Annotated in this window: 26 protein-coding genes, 1 pseudogene and 1 riboswitch; of the genes and pseudogenes, 21 read left to right on the forward strand and 6 right to left on the reverse strand. The window is 37.9% G+C overall.

All coding sequences use genetic code 11. The features are described 5' to 3' along the window. Positions 1–121: 121 nt before the first annotated feature. From ACFXN8_RS00505 to ACFXN8_RS00515, 3 genes are all read left to right on the forward strand, one after another. The gene (locus tag ACFXN8_RS00505) at positions 122–358 is read left to right on the forward strand and encodes a hypothetical protein (protein ID WP_386841903.1); all 237 of its coding nucleotides are present in this window, start codon (positions 122–124) and stop codon (positions 356–358) included. 23 nt (positions 359–381) lie between these two features. Next, entirely contained in the window at positions 382–525 is a 144-nt protein-coding gene (locus ACFXN8_RS00510; protein WP_376071703.1) for a hypothetical protein, read from the forward strand. A gap of 101 nt (positions 526–626) precedes the next feature. After that, complete coding sequence (locus ACFXN8_RS00515; RefSeq protein WP_349658808.1) at positions 627–956, forward strand: DUF3889 domain-containing protein; 330 nt, start codon at positions 627–629, stop codon at positions 954–956. A 37-nt stretch (positions 957–993) separates the two neighbouring features. On the opposite strand, the gene ACFXN8_RS00520 is transcribed toward ACFXN8_RS00515, so the two are convergent. Then, positions 994–1,548 carry a DJ-1/PfpI family protein gene (locus tag ACFXN8_RS00520; RefSeq protein WP_376071708.1) on the reverse strand — a complete coding sequence of 185 codons (555 nt, stop codon included), beginning with the start codon at positions 1,546–1,548 and terminating at the stop codon, positions 994–996. A 204-nt stretch (positions 1,549–1,752) separates the two neighbouring features. Here ACFXN8_RS00520 and ACFXN8_RS00525 point away from each other — a divergent pair, with 204 nt between their 5' ends. Then, on the forward strand, positions 1,753–2,151 hold the full coding sequence (locus tag ACFXN8_RS00525) for a MarR family winged helix-turn-helix transcriptional regulator (RefSeq protein WP_386841906.1): 399 nt from the start codon (positions 1,753–1,755) through the stop codon (positions 2,149–2,151). A 5-nt stretch (positions 2,152–2,156) separates the two neighbouring features. Further along, a complete protein-coding gene (locus ACFXN8_RS00530; RefSeq protein ID WP_386841908.1) occupies positions 2,157–3,347 on the forward strand; it encodes an MFS transporter in 1,191 nt (396 codons plus the stop codon). 46 nt (positions 3,348–3,393) lie between these two features. Here ACFXN8_RS00530 and ACFXN8_RS00535 read toward each other — a convergent pair whose 3' ends face one another. Both ACFXN8_RS00535 and ACFXN8_RS00540 read right to left on the reverse strand, forming a co-directional pair. Then, positions 3,394–4,032, reverse strand: coding sequence for a C40 family peptidase (locus tag ACFXN8_RS00535; protein ID WP_376071714.1), 639 nt, complete (start codon positions 4,030–4,032; stop codon positions 3,394–3,396). A 351-nt stretch (positions 4,033–4,383) separates the two neighbouring features. Continuing rightward, positions 4,384–4,776: a ribonuclease HI family protein gene (locus ACFXN8_RS00540; protein WP_376071717.1), complete on the reverse strand. Its 393-nt coding sequence runs from the start codon at positions 4,774–4,776 to the stop codon at positions 4,384–4,386. A 157-nt stretch (positions 4,777–4,933) separates the two neighbouring features. Between ACFXN8_RS00540 and ACFXN8_RS00545 the strand changes: the two genes are divergently transcribed. Continuing rightward, complete coding sequence (locus tag ACFXN8_RS00545; protein WP_376071720.1) at positions 4,934–5,125, forward strand: zinc-finger domain-containing protein; 192 nt, start codon at positions 4,934–4,936, stop codon at positions 5,123–5,125. A gap of 250 nt (positions 5,126–5,375) precedes the next feature. Here the strand turns inward: ACFXN8_RS00545 and ACFXN8_RS00550 are convergent, their stop codons facing one another. Both ACFXN8_RS00550 and pepF read right to left on the reverse strand, forming a co-directional pair. Next, positions 5,376–6,359: an SEC-C domain-containing protein gene (locus ACFXN8_RS00550; RefSeq protein ID WP_376071722.1), complete on the reverse strand. Its 984-nt coding sequence runs from the start codon at positions 6,357–6,359 to the stop codon at positions 5,376–5,378. Between the two features lie 222 nt (positions 6,360–6,581). Next, on the reverse strand, positions 6,582–8,396 hold the full coding sequence (gene pepF, locus ACFXN8_RS00555) for an oligoendopeptidase F (protein ID WP_386841911.1): 1,815 nt from the start codon (positions 8,394–8,396) through the stop codon (positions 6,582–6,584). Between the two features lie 168 nt (positions 8,397–8,564). Between pepF and ACFXN8_RS00560 the strand changes: the two genes are divergently transcribed. The 4 genes from ACFXN8_RS00560 to ACFXN8_RS00575 all read left to right on the forward strand — a co-directional run bounded on the left by ACFXN8_RS00560 (position 8,565) and on the right by ACFXN8_RS00575 (position 11,121). Next, positions 8,565–9,503 carry an RpnC/YadD family protein gene (locus ACFXN8_RS00560; RefSeq protein ID WP_386841913.1) on the forward strand — a complete coding sequence of 313 codons (939 nt, stop codon included), beginning with the start codon at positions 8,565–8,567 and terminating at the stop codon, positions 9,501–9,503. A 123-nt stretch (positions 9,504–9,626) separates the two neighbouring features. Next, complete coding sequence (locus ACFXN8_RS00565; protein ID WP_386841915.1) at positions 9,627–9,848, forward strand: hypothetical protein; 222 nt, start codon at positions 9,627–9,629, stop codon at positions 9,846–9,848. A 288-nt stretch (positions 9,849–10,136) separates the two neighbouring features. Then, positions 10,137–10,577 (forward strand): Dps family protein, encoded by a 441-nt coding sequence (locus tag ACFXN8_RS00570; RefSeq protein ID WP_376071733.1) that lies wholly within the window; start codon positions 10,137–10,139, stop codon positions 10,575–10,577. A 196-nt stretch (positions 10,578–10,773) separates the two neighbouring features. Next, complete coding sequence (locus ACFXN8_RS00575) at positions 10,774–11,121, forward strand: general stress protein (RefSeq protein WP_376071736.1); 348 nt, start codon at positions 10,774–10,776, stop codon at positions 11,119–11,121. A 155-nt stretch (positions 11,122–11,276) separates the two neighbouring features. Here ACFXN8_RS00575 and ACFXN8_RS00580 read toward each other — a convergent pair whose 3' ends face one another. Next, entirely contained in the window at positions 11,277–12,176 is a 900-nt protein-coding gene (locus tag ACFXN8_RS00580; protein ID WP_386841918.1) for a DMT family transporter, read from the reverse strand. 134 nt (positions 12,177–12,310) lie between these two features. Here ACFXN8_RS00580 and ACFXN8_RS00585 point away from each other — a divergent pair, with 134 nt between their 5' ends. From ACFXN8_RS00585 to ACFXN8_RS00635, 11 genes and pseudogenes are all read left to right on the forward strand, one after another. Further along, positions 12,311–13,186 (forward strand): LysR family transcriptional regulator, encoded by an 876-nt coding sequence (locus ACFXN8_RS00585; protein ID WP_386841920.1) that lies wholly within the window; start codon positions 12,311–12,313, stop codon positions 13,184–13,186. Between the two features lie 172 nt (positions 13,187–13,358). Next, positions 13,359–14,033: a phosphopantothenoylcysteine decarboxylase domain-containing protein gene (locus tag ACFXN8_RS00590; RefSeq protein WP_386841922.1), complete on the forward strand. Its 675-nt coding sequence runs from the start codon at positions 13,359–13,361 to the stop codon at positions 14,031–14,033. Positions 14,034–14,402: 369 nt separating this feature from the next. Next, a riboswitch (SAM riboswitch) is annotated at positions 14,403–14,499 on the forward strand. A 68-nt stretch (positions 14,500–14,567) separates the two neighbouring features. Continuing rightward, entirely contained in the window at positions 14,568–14,744 is a 177-nt protein-coding gene (locus tag ACFXN8_RS26495) for a hypothetical protein (protein ID WP_483869446.1), read from the forward strand. 193 nt (positions 14,745–14,937) lie between these two features. Then, positions 14,938–15,525, forward strand: coding sequence for an ECF transporter S component (locus ACFXN8_RS00600; protein ID WP_386841924.1), 588 nt, complete (start codon positions 14,938–14,940; stop codon positions 15,523–15,525). Between the two features lie 17 nt (positions 15,526–15,542). Next, positions 15,543–16,685: an acyl-CoA dehydrogenase family protein gene (locus ACFXN8_RS00605; RefSeq protein WP_386841927.1), complete on the forward strand. Its 1,143-nt coding sequence runs from the start codon at positions 15,543–15,545 to the stop codon at positions 16,683–16,685. Between the two features lie 14 nt (positions 16,686–16,699). Beyond that, the gene (locus tag ACFXN8_RS00610; RefSeq protein ID WP_386841929.1) at positions 16,700–17,593 is read left to right on the forward strand and encodes an ABC transporter ATP-binding protein; all 894 of its coding nucleotides are present in this window, start codon (positions 16,700–16,702) and stop codon (positions 17,591–17,593) included. Between the two features lie 12 nt (positions 17,594–17,605). Continuing rightward, a complete protein-coding gene (locus tag ACFXN8_RS00615) occupies positions 17,606–18,700 on the forward strand; it encodes an ABC transporter substrate-binding protein (protein ID WP_386841931.1) in 1,095 nt (364 codons plus the stop codon). Positions 18,701–18,718: 18 nt separating this feature from the next. Next, positions 18,719–19,489 (forward strand): ABC transporter permease, encoded by a 771-nt coding sequence (locus tag ACFXN8_RS00620; RefSeq protein WP_386841933.1) that lies wholly within the window; start codon positions 18,719–18,721, stop codon positions 19,487–19,489. Continuing rightward, positions 19,486–19,995, forward strand: coding sequence for a redoxin domain-containing protein (locus ACFXN8_RS00625; RefSeq protein ID WP_386841935.1), 510 nt, complete (start codon positions 19,486–19,488; stop codon positions 19,993–19,995). Before ACFXN8_RS00620 ends, ACFXN8_RS00625 begins: the two co-directional genes overlap by 4 nt. A gap of 18 nt (positions 19,996–20,013) precedes the next feature. Next, on the forward strand, positions 20,014–21,327 hold the full coding sequence (locus tag ACFXN8_RS00630) for an O-acetylhomoserine aminocarboxypropyltransferase/cysteine synthase family protein (protein ID WP_386841938.1): 1,314 nt from the start codon (positions 20,014–20,016) through the stop codon (positions 21,325–21,327). 1 nt (position 21,328) lies between these two features. Further along, a pseudogene (locus ACFXN8_RS00635) lies at positions 21,329–21,542 on the forward strand (chemotaxis protein CheY); the annotation flags it as partial.

Here is a 21,542-nt window from a genome sequence, read left to right on the forward strand (position 1 = left end):
AAATGTACATTACTAATTAATATTGGTGATGTACATTTTTTTATACTGTAAATGTCTGTAGTAATACCCAAAGCATAAAACCTTTTATCCTGAGCACATTACATGTAGGAGGTGAATATCCGTGGGCAATAGAAACACCAATAAGAACAACAAAAATAACAATAAAACAATGAATGTTAGAACGCATAATCCTTTTGATACCTACAAAAAAATAGACCTCGATCAATCAAATAGCAATAACAATAACCCGAATGACAATCTAAATGAAGAATTCTCTGCAGAATTTGATGCGAAAGCCAAAAATAAAGATAATAAAACGAACCATAAGAAAAATCAACAATCCAACAAAAACAAATAACCGAAATATGGGAGGCTTAAATAATGGCAAAGAAGGGTAAAACAAGCTTCAAAAAGAAAAAGAAAGAAGATACACATAAAAGAAATGATCATGAGGAATATTCAGCAGAATTTAATCAAGTAATTCATAACAATCCTCAACAACCAAAACAATCCAGCAAAAAATAATAAAAACTGCTCCTTAAGTAAATTGAAAAAATACTTAGGGAGCACTTATTTTATGCTGTTTTGGCGACTTTATGCCAAAAAAATATGAGAGGTTGATTCACTTGCGAAAATTTTTTGTAATGCTAGGATTCTCTCTTGTATTGTTTGCCGTATCGACCTACCTCCCAACAAGTGTCTATGCTCAGCAAGAAATACCAGCCCATGCTCAATGGGGAAAAGTAGCGATAAAAGAAACGCAGGCAAAATACCCTCAAGCTAAAATCCTCGATTATTTGCATGAGGGAAGCGAGGTTAAAGGAGACACCACGATTGAGAAATTTAAGCTTTGGATAAAACTAAGTGACAAGGAATTCGGTGTACAAGTTCGAATCAAATATGTAACCAATACAAATAAATTGGTAAAAGTTGAATTCCAAGAAATCACTTCATAAAATAAGAGGATGCCTAACTTCAGGCATCCTCCTTCTATTAGTTTTCTAGCTTATGAATAAATTCTCGCATTAATCCAGGTAAATCTGGCCATGCATGACCACTAATCAAATTGCCGTCTGTATGAAGATTAGCATCGATATACGTTCCTCCTGCTACTTGAACCTCTGGCTTGCAGGCAATATAAGCAGTTAGCTCACGTCCTTGCAGAATTTTTGGAATGGTCGCGAAAATTTGTGCTGCGTGACATACAGCAGCGATTGGTTTATTTGCTTCAAAGAAATGGGTCACTAGTGCTGGAACATGCTCATTTAAACGAATGTATTCTGGCGCTCGTCCACCAGGAATGATAAGTCCGTCAAATTGTTCTGGAGCTACCTCTGCAAAAGATGCGTGTGCTTCTAAGCCATATGCTGTACGCTCGATGTATGTATCGACTCCATCGACAAAATCGTGCAATACAGTTTGTAATTTCTTTGCGGATGGTGCTGCAATCGTCACATCATAGCCAGCCTCTAGACAACGGTAATAAGGATAAAAAATTTCTAAAGCTTCAACTGCGTCTCCTGCAAGTATCAATACCTTTTTGCTCATGTTTCCATCTCCTTTTATTGTAATCTAGTAGCTTAATTCGACACTTTCAAAAAATTCCCTTCTGATATTTTAGAAAAGCTGAAAGAAGTTAAAGCCTTCGGACGCAATTATTGCCGAGGCATAATGGATACAATGCGCTTTACAACGAAAAAAATGAAGCGTATAGTATTTATTTAGCTAGGTAAATAAATTCAGGAGGTTAACATGAATCCTATATTTCATGCTTTATTCCAAAAAAGCCGTTATATAACGAATTGTTTAAATGAAGTACTGAAACAACACAATTTGTATAGCTCACAATGGACTATTTTATATTGCTTACATAATCATGGGCCTATGACGTTAACGCAAATATGGAAGTATTTAAACGTTGAGGCGCCAAGTATAACTAGGGCAATTACGCGACTCGAGACTTTAGGTTGGGTACTAAGAGTAGATGGTGAAGATAAACGGGAAAAAATCGTTACTTTAACATCGTATGCAGAGGAACATTTGCCTGTTATTACTGAAACCATTTTAGCTTTTGAGGCAGAAATGGTGGGGGCATTGACGGTCGATGAGCAGCAACAATTTATGATTTTACTGGAAAAAATGAAAGGTTGATTGACATGCAGCAAGAAGGGAATACACAAATATGGACGAAGCGGTTTATTAGTCTCTTTTTAACAAATATTTCAGTGTTTTTTGTTTTCTATGGATTGGTAACGACTTTGCCGCTTTATGCGATTGGTGAGCTTCACCAGACTGACAAGGAAGCGGGATTGTTACTGTCAGGATTTTTATTATCTGCCATTATCGTTCGTCCCTTTTCAGGTAAACTATTAGATGTTTTTGGGAAGAAAAAGCTTTTAGTTATTTCAATAATTGGCTATTTTTTATGTACAGTTTTATATTTATTCATTCATCCTTTTGGACTATTACTAGGATTACGTTTTATTCAAGGGATCTTCTTTAGTATTATTACAACGGCAGCAGGTTCATTAGCAGCGGACATTGTGCCAGCTAATCGGAAAGGTGCAGGTCTAGGTTATTTCACAATGTCTAGTAACTTAGCGGTAGTTATTGGGCCATTTATCGGTTTACTGCTGATTCAATATAGTAGCTTCAATGTACTATTTATTGTTATGAGTATTTGTATATTAGCAGGGGGCATCCTAGCTGTAACGATCAATACAGATGATTTACCCAAGCCTGAACATCAAGGTAAATTGACATTTAAATTTGATGATTTATTTGAACGTCGTGCACTCCCGGTAGCGGCTATTGCTAGTTTAGTAGCTTTTTCATATGCGAGTGTTTTATCGTTTTTATCAGTGTACGCACAGCAAAAAGATTTAATGGATGTAGCGAGTCTTTTTTATGCAGTTTTTGCAGCGGCAATGCTTATAACAAGGCCATATACAGGTAAGCTGTATGATACAAAAGGACCGCAATTTGTTATTCTTCCGGGTATTATATTCTTTGCACTCGGCCTTGTTATGCTCGCATTTGTCTCAGGACCAGCATTATTTTTATTTGCAGCCATCTTTATTGGTTTTGGCTACGGGGCGGTGAATACAAGCTTACAAGCAATAGCTGTACAGTCTGCGTCACACACACGTAGTGGTTATGCAACCGCAACGTACTTTACGATGTTTGACATTGGCATTGCGCTTGGTTCCTATATTTTGGGAATGGTGGCCGTGCAAGCAGGCTATAGTTCTGTTTATCTAATCGGAGCAGGTATACTGGTCGTCGTCTTTATCATTTATTTAGCGCGTATAGCAAAAATTAAATCGAAAAAGGTAGCGCATATATAAGTGCAAAATAAAACAGTTGGGACATCCCAACTGTTTTTCTTTTGCACTATAAACGACCATATCCAGCAAAATGTTTTTTCCAATAAGTGCTATTGATGTTAGCAACAGAAACACCACCGTCACTTGCGCTAATCATTTGGTTACTTCCAATATAAATGCCTACATGTGAGATGCCAGCTTTATACGTATTAGCGAAAAATACTAAATCACCTACTTGGGGTGAGCTTACTTTTTTAGCTGTACTGTAAAAACCTGCTGCTGACTTACGAGCAGTCGAAATACCAGCATTATTAAAAACGTAAGTAATATAGCCTGAGCAATCAAAACCTGTACTCGGTTTACTTCCGCCAAATGTGTATCTTACGCCTAATTGTTGTTTAGCAATTTGTACTAGGCTAGCTGATGGTTTAGGTGTAGTTATTGGTTTTGGTTTAACTGTTGATGTTGATGTAGTATTAAGGTTTAACTTTTGTCCAACGCGAATTGTTGAAGAAGATAAGTTATTCCATTTCATTAAAGTTTGATAAGAAACACCGTACTGATTGGCAATCTTCCATAAAGAATCACCAGATTTTACTGTATAAGTTGCCGCCGATGCTGTGTCAATTGTTGAAAAAAGTACAGATGAACTTAAAGCCAATGTAGCTAATTTCATTCCCCATCTATACTTTTTATTCTTTTTCATAATATGTACCCTCCTGGAATTTTAAAAGATTACTATATAAATGATATTAACATTGTAATATTACAATAGTATGTCAATAAAATAACATTAAGGATACAAATTTTACTAATAATATTTAGAAAATATTCCACTTTATGGATCATTATCGAAAGTCAAGGATGAGTAAAACGTATGTCATATGGAAGTCGAGTGGATGGGGATTGAAATTATAGGGACAGTTTTATATAAGCGTTTTTTTAAAAAACGAAGATGATAAAAATGAAGTATTGGGGGATATTAAGTATCTAAATAAAGTGAAGGTGGATGAGGGAGACCGGCTCTTGGTTCAAGACAAGGGACAGTCTCCAGAGTTTAATTTTTTTCTTTTTGAATTGCTTTACGTGCAAGTGCATCTGCCGCTTTATTTTGCGTATCTGGAACCCACTTAATAAAAAATAAATCGAAGCTACTTACAAGTGTAAGTGCCTGCTCAAGATAAGGTTTAAATTCTTCATTTTTCACATATTCTTTTTCCATAGAGGCTACAACAATTTTTGAATCTGAGCGGACTGATACTAGGTTTGAACTAAGCTTTAGTGCTTCCTCAAGGCCACGTACTAAGGCAGTAAACTCGGCAATGTGGTTATTGGTCTGTCCTATATACTCACTTATTTGTATATGGTGACCCTCTCCTTTAATAAATATTCCAATACCGCTAGGGCCAGGATTTCCTGCACTAGCAGCATCAATGTAAACTTCTAACATAAAATCCCCACTTTTTGATTTAGATTTTATATTAATTGTACATCAATATATCTTAGTTGTTGCTAAATATGGATAAACAAAATAGTTGCTTGTTTAAAATGTTCACTTCATAATAGTAAGAAGCGAAATTTGGACGTGAAAGGAGCGAGAGTTCAAATTGGATAAAGTGACGGTTATGAAAGATATTGATGAACTACATGATACGTATTGTGCTGATTGCTTAGTGATCAAGCAATTACGAAAAGAGCGTGGAAAACCTGAAGCTCATCGCTTCTGTATTGAAGCCTGCACAATAGGGGAGCGACTACAATTTCTTGGAGAAGAGCTCTTGAAGGTCTATAGTAAATAATATTTTACTAAGAAATGTCTTAAAAGTAATCATAGTACTAAATTGACTATGTTTAAATAAAGTAAGCTACTCAATTCGATGCAAAATAACAATATGTTCGGAAAAATAGTAATGGTTGGTTCCCATAGAATAAGCTACTTTGTTGTTGGCTCACTGCCGATAACAAATGTAGCTTTTTTCTATGGGAACGAAAATGCGCCACACACTCTAAATTCTGCATAGAGTGTGTAGCGCAAAATATTTTTAAGCATTATTTAGTTGCAACATAGCTACTTAAGTCTTGGTAGTATTTTGTGAGAGAAGAAGCTGAAATATCGAACGTCGCTGCAATTTCTTTTACTGTCATAGATAGCGGCTCGAACAGCTCTTTTTCTTGACCATATCGAATCGCGCCAGCAGCAATCGCAGCTTCTTTACGCGCAGATGGTTGTCCTTCAATTAAATAGTCCTCTAAAAGCTCTAACATAGGAGCTGTTTCACGTTCATTTTGCTCAAGGAAATCTTTCACTTGTGTAATTACATTGCTCTCAAAGTTTGTGAATTCTTCGCCTTTATAACCATTTGACACTAGTAACTCCCAGAAGGATAAATGTTCTTCTTTTAGGAATGCTCCAATCTTCTTCTCAGAAGCCTCGAAATTTTTCTTAAATTGCTCAAATACCTTTGCATGATCTTCCGGGAAGAAGATAAGCGTTGAAACAGCTAAATAATGCTCTGATTTTTTTGTGCCATCTGGTAAGATAAATGCAAAGACATGCATACCTTCAGGGATTGGTTTGTCATTTTCACGACGAATATAAATTTCTTCATTTGATAACACATGTGTAGCCTTGAAATATTTTTCTTCTACAACTGACACAGAACCAATAAATAGATGAGGTTGTGACCAGCCTTCTAACACTTTTACTGTAGAAGGTCTAACCGTTTTTTTCTTTGTTTTCTTTAAGTAACCTTTCCAAATAGATGGCTCTTGATGGAAGAAGAAGTCGTCTAACGCGATCGCTTCAATTAACTCTCTTTGTAGTACGCTCTCTAATTTAGGCTGCCATGTACCTACATGCTCGATATAAGCACGAACATCTTTGCGTTCTGGATATTCTAAGTAAAATGTTTGTAGTACACGCTCTAATTCTTCGATTGCTACAGTTTCTACTGTAACCTGCTGTTTACCTTCACAACATTTTTTGTATTTTTTGCCGCTACCGCAAGGGCATGGATCATTACGTTTTACCATAATTAGAAACACTTCCTTTGAAAATTGTTAGTCGAATTTTGCTGAATAAATTGCATACACTTAATAATAACGGTACATTTGTACGAAGAAAAATGATTGTCTATTTAGAAATATCAAAAAATGGACGCCCTGATTCTATTATATGTTCATATTTTCCAACTTAGAACTAAAAAAAGAAAACCATCTACGCTTTAGAAATAGCATAGATGGTTATCACTTTGTTTAGCTTTTGATAGCTTCCATTTCTGACGTTAATCGTTCAAGCTCATCAATAAGGTGACCAATGTAAGCAATCGTATCTCGGAGCGGCTGGTCTGTTGTAACATCGACACCCGCCATTTGAGCTAGTTCTACAGGTGATTTTGTACCTCCAGCTTGAAGGACTGCTAACCACTCATCTACAGCAGGCTTACCTTCTTTTAAGATACGCTTGGATACTTGTGTAGAAATTGTTAAGCCAGCGCTATATGTGTATGGATATAGGCCCATATAATAGTGTGGTTGACGCATCCAAGTAAGTTCTGCGCCTTCAGAAATATCGATAGTATCGCCCCAGAAATCTTCAAGGACAGAACGTTTTAATTGGTTTAAAACTGAAGCATTAACAGCTTCACCAGCGTCAATTAATTCATACACTTTTCGTTGATATGCTGCCTCTAGTAAGTGTGTGACGAAATTATGATAATATGTTTTGGACACAATATTTGAAATAACCCAACGTTTGAAGCGAGGATCTTCGTTATGGGTTAATAAATAATTGGCTAGAAGCATTTCATTCATTGTTGATGGTGCCTCGATAAAGTATAACGAAGGTCGACTATTAAAATAAGATTGGTGAGCATGTGCATTCACAAAGTGACCTGCGTGTCCTAACTCATGAATTAGCGTAAATACCTCATTCATACGCTCATTCCAAGACATTAAAATATAAGGATGACTACCATATGGACTTGAACAGAATGCCCCAGTAGATTTTCCTTTGTTTGTTGCATAATCAATCCAGCGCTCGTTAAATGCCTTTTCAATCATGTTCTTGTAATCATCACCCATAACTGATAATGCTTTTTCAACATATTCCTTTGCTTCCGACATTGTTAATTTTGGATCATACTCTGGATCTAGCGCTATTTTTAAGTCTGCAAATGTCATGTTCTCGATGTTGTTCGCTTGTTGAATAAGCTTTGCGTAACGGCGCATATGAGGCGCAAGCTCTTTTGTAATAAGATCTATTTGACGATTATAAAGTGATCGATCCACATCCTGATCAAACAGTAAATAATCAATGATAGAGTCAAATCCGCGTAAATCCGCCATTGTTTTTTCCTGTTGAATATGTGTGTTATAAATTTTTGCAGTTGTGTGCTGATAATCTCGTAACTTACTAGAAAATGCTTCAAATGCAGCATGGCGTACGTTTGTATCAGCCTCAAACTCCCAGTTGTTTTCATATAATACAAAGCTTAATGGATGCTTTTCACCATTTGCCTCAAACTGTCCAAAATGCATATCAACAAGCTTTGTCGTATTATATGTTTCATAAGGTGCCTTAAAAGTTGAGCTAAATGCAGCTAATGCTTTTTCAACTTCAGGCTGTAGCTGATAAGGCTTTTGCTTTAACAATTCCTCTAAGTAAACTTTGTAAATAGGACTCAACTCAGTAGCTTCTTGTAAAATTGCCTCGTCTAGTACCAGTAATTCACTGCGTACGAAAGAAAATGCGCTACTTATTTTACCCACCGCAGTACTGTATTTTGCAGAACGCATTTGAGCTACATCATCTGTACGATCTGCTTGTATATTTAAATTTGCATAAGTGCCAATAGGGACAATGCTTTTTTGTAATTCTTCAAATGCTGTTAAAACTTCAATTACTTTTTGTGCATTCGTAATTGTACCTTGGTACTTGCGTTCAAAGCCTAGCGCATCCTCTATAAGCTGAGCTAAGACAGGCTCAAAATCCGCATCATTTTTAAATAAATCTTTTAAATTCCACGTTTCTTCTACGGGTACATCTTTTCGTAACGGTAATACTTCCATCAATCAACACCCCTTATGTGTAAGTGTCTCAATTATAACGAAACTATTTCGGAAAGTGAAATAATTATAGAGAATAGTTTTAATATTTTTAAAAATAGAATAACGATATGGAAACTTATGTTCTTGCTGGGTATAATGGATTTAAAGGAAGGAGGTAATGAAGTTATAATGCAGCTAGTTTTGGAGAAACCAGATGTGTATAAGCTTAGTCAAGTAAATCAAGATAATTTATGGAAGAAGTTAATTGCGGATTTGTTTGAAGATTTTTTGTTGTTCTTTTTGCCAGAGTTACACGCAGAAGTGGATTTTTCAAAGCAAGTAGAGTTTTTGCAACAGGAGCTTTTCAAAGAAATTATTGAGCATCGTCAAGGGCGCAAAGTAGCTGACCAAATTGCGAAAGTTCATCTTAAAGGGGGAGAGGAGCAATGGATCCTTATTCATACGGAAGTACAAGCTGTAGATGAAGAGCATTTTGCGAAGCGTATGTTTGAGTACTTCTATCGAATCAGTGATCGATATGGTAAGAAGGTTGTATCTATTGCTATTTTCACGAATAAGAGTACAAAAAGCACGAATCGGTATTATGAAAAGTATTATGGTACAGAAATTATGTACACTTTTAATAAGTTTGTTGTGTCAGACTTTGATGAAGAAGAATTGAAGAAATCACCGAAGCTACTTAGTAAAGCGTTACTAGCTTCAATTTATATGAATCGAACTAATAAAGAAATGAGCCTTCGTAGTGCATATAAAAGAGCTCTCTTAAGAGAAGTGTGGTCATTAAATAATGTTGAACGAACAGAAATAAATGCGCTACTTTACTTTATTGATTACTTATTGAAACTACCAAAATCTATATCAGAGCAGCTTGTAAAGGGCGTAAAAGCTGAGCTTAAAGGGGAGGAAGAAATGTTGCATCTAAATAAAGAAGATTTACCACCGACACTTGCTGGAGTATTGGAATTAGAGAGGCAGGAAGGAATCGAACAAGGCATGAAACAAATAATTATTGGGTTGATTGAAAAGGGCGCTGAAGACGAATGGATTGCAGAGGTTTCGAAGCTTCCAGTGACAAAGATAAAGGAAATCCGTAAGGAACATAAATAATTAAAAAGTATTTAGATATAGACACTGATGCACTAATGTTGAAATTATTTATTGAAGCTACCAAGAGTGATGTCTGAGCAGCTTATAAGAGATGTGAAAGAGGAAATTAGAGGGGAGGAAGAAATGTTGCATTTATATAAAGAAGATTTACCACCGACACTTGCTGGAGTATTGGAATTAGAAAGGCAGGAGGGCATTGAGCAAGGAATCGAGCAAGGAATCGAACGTGGTATGAAACAAATAATTGTTGGTTTGTTTGAAAAGGGTGCTGAAGACGAATGGATTGCTGAAGTTGCAAAGCTTCCAGTAGAAAAAATAAGGGAAATGCGTAAGAAATCGAAGTAGTCTAATTGTGTAGAGAGGTAAAAAAGACAATCCCAAATTAGTTTTTTTATAGTGTCCAATTGATAAAATCCATCTGTGTGAATTTTCTTAGGAACTGCATTTGTAGCGAGGGCTGCTCAAGTGCACCCGTCGTAGAGCAAAATTTCACGCGGAAAAGTGAGTAGCCTAAAGTAGAAAGAATTTAGTTTTGTATTACAAATTAGTGTCAATGGGAAAAATGGCGTATAGCTAATACACTTTGCAACGCATACTAATGGCTAGAACAACGGGCACATTGGAGGAGAAATAATGACACAAAACTTAAACAAACAATTGAATAAACTTGTCGCTACATGGTCTGTACTTTATACGAAATTGCACAATTATCATTGGTATGTTACGGGAAATGCCTTCTTTACACTACATGCAAAATTTGAAGAATTATATAATGAAACAACGTTAAATCTAGATGAAATTGCAGAACGTATTCTTTCGAAGGATGGCAAACCAGTTGCTACGTTAAAAGAACATCTTGAACTGTCCTGTATAGCGGAAGCGACAGGGAATGAGACGACAGAGGAAATGGTGGCTACAACCATTGCCGATTTCCAAAAACTTATGAAAGCTTTAAATTCAACAATGGAGCTTGCGGCAGAAGAAGGGGACGATCGAACAGAGGATATACTAAATGCTATGTACCAGTCCCTTGAAAAGCATACATGGATGTTGAAGGCCTTCCTCGGTCACTAAAAACCAACTAAAAATGATAGGTAATGGGATTTTTTTTAAAACTTCCGTTGCCTATTTTTTGAAGTTTCATAAAAGTAACATATATCACGAAGATATAACATATATTACAGTTCGGAGAAGAATGGGCAAAATATGTTTATTCTTGAATAGGAAGGGTAGATACCTAGTAAGCCATATAAGTTAGGAGGAATTGAGCATGATAAATGAACAAAACCCACAAATTGAAGTGGCCCATACAAGGGAAGAAATGCTTCATATTTTAGAAAGTATGCGATTAGAAGCATATCAAATAGAGGACATTCATGTTATTGCAAAGGATCCAAACAAATTTGAAGGTGTAGAATGGGATGCTAATGTTAAAACACATGAGGTAGGGAATTGGGTGGATCAATTTAAGTCTTGGTTTACCGGTGAATCGGCTGTGAAGGAAGGATTAAAGCGATTTGATCTTACAGAGGGACAAACAGCTTACTATGCTCATCTCGTAGAACAAGGTGTCATCGTAGTATTTGCTGAGCCATCAATTGAACCTATGACGACATAATATATATAAGGATGATTTCTATTCTCCCTGATTCACTGTAACAGGGAGAGTTTCTTCTTGAACACACGGAGCGTTACTAAATATAAATATAAAACAAACAGAGTGAGTGCACATGCATCACTCTGTTTGTTTGTATAGGGCGAATTTAAACATAATTAATGTATAGCTTTTTCGTGATCATGTTTTTTAATAAAGCGTAATACATGAAGATGCTCTAATTGCGCAACAAGGTTACCAATTAGAATAAAGCTTCCACCTATTAATACTTTTATCGTTATTCCTTCACCAATAAACATCATGGCAAACATCGCTGCAAAAATTGGTTCTAAGGAAAATATTAGTCCTGTATGTGTAGCAGAAGTAAACTGTTGTGCAACAGTTTGACCTACGAAGCAAAAAGCACTACAAATGACACCGAGTCCTATAATAGCAATCCAAGAAGTCGTTGTATTTGGAAGCGTTGGTGTTTCGAAAATGAATGATAACACGAGTGCATAAACTCCGGCAAAACCGAGCTGGTAAATGCCATATGAAATTGATTCAACGTTACGTGTAAATGTACTGTTTAACAGTAAATAAATCGAATAACATAGTGCGGCGATGGCTATTAAAATATCCCCTTTTTGAAAGGTAAATGAGCCATGAGTAGTTAAAACAGTAATCCCAATCATTGTGCAAACAATCGCAAAGCTAACGGCTCTTGAAGGTAATTTTTTGTCAATAAAACTGCTGAAAATAGGTACTAAAATAACTGTTAGACTTAAAATAAATCCAGCATTTGATACCGAAGTTGTTTCTAGTCCCAATAAGCTTAGAACAAACACAATGAATAATAGAAACCCTTGAATAGCCGCATATTTTAAAGTTTTAGCATCGGCCTTAATTATGCGTTTATAAAAGATGATACCTGCTACGAAAAATGCGATGATACAACGCAATGCCACCACATTATAAACAGCCATTGTTTCAAGCCCCATTACCATAAAGGTATAAGATAATCCCCAAAACATTGTTACTATAACCATTAATAAATTTGCTTTTCCTTGGATACTCATTATGCTCACCCACAATCTGTGTACTAAAACAGTTTTCAACCTAAAATTTACTATATCTTTTGTATTGTGATTAGTAAAACGAATGTTTATAATAATCAGTATTAAAAAAATTCATGTATATCGAGGACAAGATAATGAGTTTAGTCAAATATGAGATTTTGAATAAAGTGGCTGAGGTAGCTAGCTTTACAAAAGCAGCAGAGGCATTAGGATTAACCCAATCTGCTGTAAGTCATGCTGTTTCAAGCTTAGAAAAGGATTTCGGCTTTGCACTCATTCACAGAAGTCGAGCGGGTGTCACGTTAACAAGTGAAGGAGATACAATGTTAAGGGCAATGAGGCATGTCCTCGATGCACAGGAACTGTTACAGCAAGAAGCAGCACATATACTCGGCGTTACGCGTGGGAATGTACGAATTGGTGTGATTTCAAGTATTTCTTCAAACTGGATGCCAGAAATTGTTCATATTATGGACAATCAATTTCCTGGTATACAAGTTGAATTACGTGAGGGAGATTATTATGAAATAGAACAATGGCTATTGAGTGGAGAGGTGGATGCAGGATTTTTAAATGGTCAAAAGTCAAAGCAATTTCGGTATACTGAACTACAGCAAGATCCATTGCTGTGTATTGTCTCCGATAAAAGTCCACTCTATGATAAAGCAGAAATTGATATTGTTGAACTAGAAGATTTGCCATTTATCATGACTTCATATAAAGGGACAAATGATGTAAAAGTATTGTTAGAGCAATATCACGTGAAGCCAAATATTCGCTTTGAATTATCGGAAGAGGTAGGGATTATTTCGATGATTTCTCATCAGCTTGGAATTAGTATTTTACCGAAATTAGTGATAAATAACTTACCACCTACGATAAAAGCCATACCTTTAAAACAAGGAGGCTATCGCACAATTGGATTAGCTATGAATCACCAAGCATCACCAGTAACGAAGAAATTTGCGGAGATATTAAGTTCCTGGTTAAAAGAGCAAAATATGAAATAATTTTTAGTGGAGAGCAACAAGCTCTATAAAAACAACATTGAAGCATCACATAGCATTACGTTAAAATAGTATTTGTATATTTATCTTCATTCAGCAAATGTTTTTTGTAGCGAAAGCAAAGCGGCAGCTACAATTACGCCAAGGCGAAATTGATTAGAAAAAAGGTGAGTGTATGGGGACATTACGAGGTAAGACCGTACTCATTACAAGTGGGGGAACACTTGAAAAATGGGATCGTGTGCGTGGACATACGAATTTATCGAAAGGGTCGATGGGCTGTTATTTAGCTGAAGCGGCACTAGTGGCTGGGGCAAACGTATTGTATATGCATGGTTATTTCGCACAGCTTCCAACGAATAAAGATAAAATGCGTACCATTGGATTTGAAGGCATTGAAGATTTAGGCGAGAAAGTTCGACATGCTGTTCAGGAAGAACAGATAGACATCGTTATTATGGCGGCTGCAGGTTCTGATTGGCTCATTGACAAAGTGTATGACCAATCTGGGAATTTACTTGAGGAAACCGGTAAAATGCCATCTGACGAGCCACCTATCATCCACTTTAAAAAGGCACCTAAAGTATTAGGTCAAATAAAGGGGTGGCAACCGAAAGTTACTCTAGTAGGCTTTAAACTTGAGGCAACGGATGATGAGGAATTTTTACTGTCCCGGGCACGTCTACGGATGGAATCGGCCAATGCTCAATTTATGGTAGCTAATAGCTCACAGTCTTTATATGGTGGAGATGAGCCACATTGGATCGTACCAGCTGAAGGACAACCCATTAAGGTGATGGGCAAAGAACAAACAGCCAAAGCATTAATGGAATGCTTACAAAAACATTAAATCTCTCTTATGCGAGTGCGATGTCTATCAGCGATGAAGTCATCCCTATCAGCGATGAAGTCATCCCTATCAGCGATGAAAAAAATCATTCAATTTATGCTAGCAAAAAAACTGTGCAGACGGAAAGTGCGTCTACACAGTTTTTTTTATGGACCTCAGGTATTTAAGAAAACCCAATTAAGTTATTTAACTTCTTTCAGCAGAAGTGTGAGATGAATGCGGATTTAAATAGGCCCTCATAAGTCTTGCGCCCATTTCACTGACAAAATGAACCATTTTGCTTAATTTCATAGTATTCGTCTAGGTTTTGTAATATTTATATTGACAATAGGTTTTCAGAATTATAGAATTATTTCCAAGAAACGTAATACCTTATCAGGAGAGGCGGAGGGACTTGGCCCAATGAAGCCTCGGCAACCGATATGAATCGGTGCCAAATCCAGCAGAGTTTTCTGACAGATAAGGGGGGCCATCGAATCATCATGATGCGTTGACCTCTTTTGTACAAAAAAGTATGAGAAGGGGTGTATCGGAATGTCTCAAACAGCAAAGATTGATGACAAGAAATTAGAAGTGATTGCCAATGCTATTCAAAATCTACAATTTGGCGAGGTGCATATATCACCATTCAAGATGGTGTTATTGTGCAAATTAATCGACTTGAAAAGCAAAGATTTCCACAAAAAAAACCGAATAATCGCAGCTGACTAGAAATCTGGAGGCCACATCATAAGCAGGAATCTTTCCTACGCTTATATGTGGTTTTTTTTGACCCCGATTTTACGGCAGTAAGAAGGGCACTGAACGGACCGTAACAGCCCGATTGGTTCAACGTAGGATCCGTAGGTATGAAGAATACCCATCTGATTGAAGTTTTTCTTAATTAGTAGCGATTTAAAAAGGAGTGAGCAATTTGAGATTAAGATATTTCATGAATATTGGTGTACTGAGTAGTATATCAATTGTATTGATGTTATTTAATTTTCCGTTACCACCGTTTCCTAGTTTCTTACAGGTAGATTTTAGTGATGTGCCGGCCCTATTAGCAGCAATGACGATGGGACCAGTTGCAGGGATTTTAGTGGAGCTATTAAAAAATATATTGGATTGGTTATTGTCAGGAAGCATGACTGGTGTACCGGTAGGGCATATGGCCAACTTTACAACAGGCGTGTTATTTATCATCCCAGTGTATTTCTTCTATTCAAAAATACAAAGTGGGAAGGGGCTTGTCATTGGTTTGCTTGCAGGTACAGTTTCGATGGCAGTTGGTATGAGCCTTCTGAATTATGTGCTTTTCCTACCAATGTACACTTTATTTTTAGGAATGGAACCTGTGAAGGGGGATGCTTTAACAGATATGATTGTATTAGGGATTCTACCATTCAATCTAGTGAAAGGTGTCATAGTCATGATTGTAACAATGATAGTATTCCGAAATATTCGAGCTTGGATGGCACAGCAATGCTTGAAATATAATCGTACATATTAAAAACAGGAGGTATAATAATGACGACAAATACAGTTAAAAAGATTGAAGAAATTGCAACTTCGCTTGCGCAAAGATTTAAGGAAACAGCCGTCACGCGAGATCAAGCAGGGGGGAATGCTAAAAATGAGCGAGATTTAATACGGGAAAGTGGACTTTTAAAACTCTTAATTCCGACTGAATATGGTGGTTTAGGAGGTGATTGGCTTGATGTCCTACAGGTTGTGCGTATTTTTGCTAGAGTAGATAGCTCGCTAGCACATGTTTTTGGTTATCATTTTGTCAATTTAACGACGCCACATTTATGTGGAAATGAAGAGCAAAAAGTGCGTTATTATACGGAAACCGTACAACGAAATTTATTTTGGGGCAATGCCTTTAACCCTATTGATATTAAGTTAACGGCAACGAAGCATGACAAACATTACATTTTTGAAGGTAAGAAAACATTTTGCTCAGGTAGTGTAGATTCTGATTATTTGTTAGCATCAGCGCTGTTAGAAGGTCGGGAAGAGCCTTTGTTGGCTATAATACCTACTAAACGAATAGGTATAGAAGTGAAAGAGGATTGGGATAATTTTGGTCAACGTCAGACAGATAGTGGGACAGTCGAATTTCATGCGGTACGTGTGGAACTTAATGAAGTACTGGAGAATGGCTTTAATCGCGATGAGTTTTCTCGCCTTCGTTTAAATATTTCAAGCTTTATCTTAAATCATCTGTATTTAGGTATTGTAGAAGGCGCATTTGAAGCAGCAAGAATTTACACACAAACTGAAACGAGAGCGCGTTCACCGCTCTACACTTCAGCAACAGAGGATCCAATTATTCAAAAACATTTTGGTGAATTTTTTGCTCAGGTAGAGGCGGCCAAATTAGTGGTGGAACGTTCAGATGAATTGTTCCAAAAGCTTTGGCTAAAAGGAAGTAACATAACGCTAGCAGAACGTGAAGCGTTAGACGATGCCGCGAATGTTGCGAAAATTGTGACGACGAAAATAGGGCTAGACATCACTTCTCGTATGTTCGAGGTGATGGGAAGTCGTGCTACAGCTAATCGCTACGGCTTTGATCGCTACTGGCGTAATTTACGGACGATGACGCTACATGTGCCAGTAGATATGACCATACAAGAATTAGGAAGACGTGTCTTACAACATTAGAAGGGGTGAATATCATGGTGCTATTAGAGCGTGTAGAAGAGCATGACAATAATGACTTGGAGAAGACGAATGAGGCGCTTGCGCCAGCAACAAAAAATAAAATAGAGGCGAAAAACATTCATTTCGGTTATCAAAATGTTCGAATTTTAAACAACATTTCGATCAATGTGCAGGAAGGTGAATTTCTCGTTCTAATGGGCCCGAGTGGTTGTGGAAAAAGTACCTTTCTTCGTTTGCTTGCAGGACTCGAGCAACCAAACGCCGGAGACATTACGATTGATGATGTGTCGCTTCAAACACAGGCGCCAGATTGCGGTGTAGTATTCCAAGATTATTCTCTGTTTCCTTGGTTAACGGCACGTAGCAATATTGTACTTGCATTAAAACAAAAGCTAGGGAAAACGAAAAAGAAACAAGCATTACAACAGCTTGCAGAGGATTATTTAAAGCTTGTCAATCTAGGCCACGCCATTACAAAATATCCTGGACAAATGTCTGGAGGGATGAAGCAACGTGCAGCCATAGCCCGTGCATTGGCTTACGGATCAGATTTACTACTAATGGATGAACCGTTCGGAGCACTTGATCCGATTACTCGCATTCAACTACAAGATTTAATGCTCCAAATTAGTCGGGAACAAAAACGCACCATTGTTTTTGTGACACATGATGCTGATGAAGCAATCTATTTGGCAGACCGCATTATCATGTTTGGTCTTGGCAAAGAAGGGGCTGTGACAACTAGTTTAGAGGTACCGTTTAAACGGAAAACGACAAATCGTAAAAAACTATTTGAAAGTGAGGAGTTTTTAACTTTCCGAGACAACGTATATGAAGTAATGAATAAAGAGATACTCAATCGAATTGAAGAGACATCACTTGTGACAGCGGATGGCGCAGGAATTTAAGGAGGAACTGGTTTGCAAAAGCGTAAATGGAAAAAATCAATTTATACATTTTTAGGAGGTGTCAGTTTACTTGCTCTAACAGCATGTGGTGCGGATAAAAAAGTAAGTGAGCCAGCTTCAGCAGAGGATTTGTCGGAAAAAACGTATGACATTAAGGTCGGATATAGTCAATCCAGCGGTGCGCCATTATTAGATGTTGCGCTGCAAGAAGGCTATTTTGAGGATGTCGGCGTCAATATCGAACGTATCGGTTTTGCGAACTCTGCTGACGGATTAAATGCGCTGCAAGCAGGGAAAATTGATGTCGGTCTGTCATTCGGCACAGCCGGTCCACTGACATTCATTTCAAATGGTTCTGATTTCAAAATTATCGGTGGTCATTTAGAAGGTGGACATCCGATTTTAACGAAAGCAGAAAATACTAACCAATACAAAACTTTAGCAGATTACAAAGGTAAGAAAGTTGGTACAATTCGTATCTTCACGTCGGATATCGTCTTTCGTTCAGCATTAGCAGAGGAAGGAATAGATTGGGAGAAAGATTTAGAAATTATCGAGTTTAAAACGGGCAGTACGTTATTAGAAGCAGTTGCTTCCGGAAAAGTAGATGTGGCAGTTTCCGCAAACTCATTCTATGCGCAAGCACTTGAAATGGGCTTGGAGGCAGTAAGTTGGAGCAACGATTTACAGCCGTCCCATGTGTGCTGTCGTGTCGTGACAAAAGAAGAGTTGTTAAAAGAAGATGATGGCGAAGGCTATAAACGCTTCTTGAAGGCATTAATTTTGGCAGAGCGTACGAAGAATGAGCATCCAGAAAAAGCGGTGGAAGCCGCACGTGAACATTTGAAGGTAGATGATGAAGTGATTAACGCCATTGTCAACGAGGGTCATTCTAATTATTCGGCCGATCCAAACAAAGACAGCGTTATCGCCATGTGGAACCAAATGCAAGAAATAGGTTATGTCGAGGATGTTGAGGATATTGATATTAATGAATATATCAATATTGAATTATATGAAAGTGCACTGAATGAGTTAATTGAAGAACATCCATCTGATGATTATTTTAAACAATTACTAGAAAAATTTAATGCACAAAATGCCTAAGTAGAGGAGGGACACCCTATGCGCCTATTTTTTAAGCAATATAGCATCACGATTTTGATAGGGCTATTTGTACTTGTAGCCTGGGCGCTGTTCACGAAATACGCGAGCTGGATTAACCCTGTGATTTTCCCAGAGCCCATTGTTGTGTGGACGTCCCTACAAGAAAAAGCCCAAGAGTTATTTAGCGGCTTTATTAGTTCCATGCAGCTATTATTGCCAGCCTATCTGGGTGCAATAATCATTGGTATCGCAGGCGGTGTATTTTTCGGCTTACATCATCAATCACGCAAAATTTTAATGCCGTATTTTCATGCATTCAGTCCAATTCCACCGACATTATTTATACCCTATGTCATTGCGTTAATGCCAACGTTTCAGTCGGCATCAACGTCACTCATTTTTATTGGTGCGTTTTGGCCAATCTTTTTAGGGACCATTCAAGGGGTATTATTCATTGAGCAACACTATTTAGACAATGCGAAAACACTTGGGTTGAAAGGCTTCGACTTTTTAGCAAAAGTCATACTGCCGGCAAGTTCCCCGCATATTTTAGCAGGTGCTGGCACGTCGCTAGGGATGTCCTTTTTAATCTTAACGATTGCAGAAATGTTTGGGGCATCATCCGGGATGGGTTACTTCATTCAATACTATGCAGATTTCTCACAATACCATTTCGTACTAGCAGGTATTATTTTCAACAGCGTGATTATTCTGATATTCATGATTGGATTCGATAAACTAAAAAAACGTCTGCTTTTTTGGACGAATATGAAGGTTGAATCGAAATGACGGGTAAGCGATTGATGCAAGTGTTTGCGATGGTGCTCATTTTAATCGCACTTAGCTATAGTGTTTACGTGAATGGCTTTACAAAAGAAAAAACAAAGCTTCTTGCGGCAAAACAAATAGCGCCTACTTTTACGCTGACAAATACAGCAGGACAAAAAGTTCGATTAGAGGATACCAAGGGACAAGTGCTAATTTTAAATTTTTGGGCCACGTACTGCCCACCTTGTAAAAAAGAAATGCCATTATTGGATGCCCAATCAAAGAATATGGCAGTTATCACGGTCAATGTAGGAGAACCTACACGTCTGGTGAATCAATTTTTACAAAAACAGCAGTTAACGCTGCCCACATTATTAGACCGTGATCAGAAAGTGTATACCCTCTATCAAGTGACGAATCTACCGATCACATTTTTTGTGAATGCAAAGGGTGAGATCGTTGACAAAGTAGTAGGGGAATTAAACGAACAACTATTAAAAGACAAGATTGCACAAATACAACCATAGTAAAGGGAGAGATTTTTTATGACGAATGAATTCAAACAAGACACAATCGCATTACACGGTGGGCAAACAGTGGACTCTATTACACGTTCTCGTGCTGTGCCACTTTACCAAACGACATCCTATGTATTTGATGATACGGAACATGCAGCGGCCCTCTTTAAGTTACAAGGTAGCGGCTACTTATATTCACGTAATGCCAATCCGACAAATGATGTGTTAGAAAAACGTCTTGCAGCGCTTGAGGGTGGTGTGGGTGCATTTGCGGTCGCTTCTGGGCAAGCGGCTGTGCTATTAGCAGTATTAACTGTGGCACAAGTCGGCGATGAAATTGTCGCAACTAATGCGTTATATGGAGGCACTTATACATTATTTGAACGGACACTACCACGCTTTGGTATTACAGTGCGCTTTGTTGATGGAGCAGATTTGGCAGCGATTGAAACAGCTATTAATGATAAAACAAAAGCGGTATTCACAGAAACAATCGGCAACCCAAGTTTGCAAATTGCTGATATCGAGGGCATTAGTGAAGTGGCTCATCGTCATGGCGTGCCGGTAATTGTCGATAACACATTCGCCACACCTTATTTAGCGAAGCCATTTGAGCATGGCGCCGATATTATCGTCCACTCAACGACGAAATTTATCGGTGGGCACGGGACATCTATCGGTGGAGCCATCATCGATAGTGGGAACTTTGAATGGAATGCGCAACGTTTCCCAGCATTTGTTGACAGCAACCCATTGATCGACAATCGTTCTTTTGTTGAAGCGGCAGGAAAAGCAGCGTTTGTAACGAAAGCACGCTTTGAACTGGGGCATGATTTAGGGGCAACATTATCGCCATTTAATGCTTGGTTATTTATTCAAGGTTTAGAGTCACTATCTGTTCGTATTCGTCAGCATGTATCGAATGCCAAGGCGGTTGCTACGTTTTTAGAACAACATGATTTAGTGGAATGGGTGAATTATCCGACACTAGCGGGAAATGCACAGCAGGATATTGCCGCAAAATATTTACCAAAAGGCGCGGGCTCGATTTTCAGCTTTGGCATTAAAGGTGGTTTAGAGGCAGCCAAAACGTTCATTAATGGGGTAGAGCTTTTATCCCATGTTGCGAATGTTGGTGATTCAAAATCACTTGTCATTCACCCAGCAAGTACATCCCATTCTCGTTTAACTCCAGCCCAACAAATTAGTAGTGGTGTCACACCCGGTTTAATTCGTCTATCGATTGGCTTAGAAGATATTGACGATATTTTAGCAGACTTAGAGCAAGCACTACAAAAAGCAGGCGTGCAAGCTTTAGTGACAGCGAAGGAGGAGCAATAATATGACAATTGCAGTTGTAGTCAATGATGCAGGCATTATCACAACCATCACAGAAGGCAGCGTGTTACGCATTCTAGCGCAAGATGGTAGTACGGAGAATTTCCGTAATCCTGCATTAGATTTAACAGAAGGTCGCCGTGGTGCAGCACTACGTTTAGCCATTGAAAAGGGCGCAACGACATTTGTTGCACCACCCGAAACGTTTTGTGAACGTT

This window comes from Lysinibacillus sp. NPDC059133 (assembly GCF_042755925.1).
Lineage (GTDB): Bacteria > Bacillota > Bacilli > Bacillales_A > Planococcaceae > Lysinibacillus.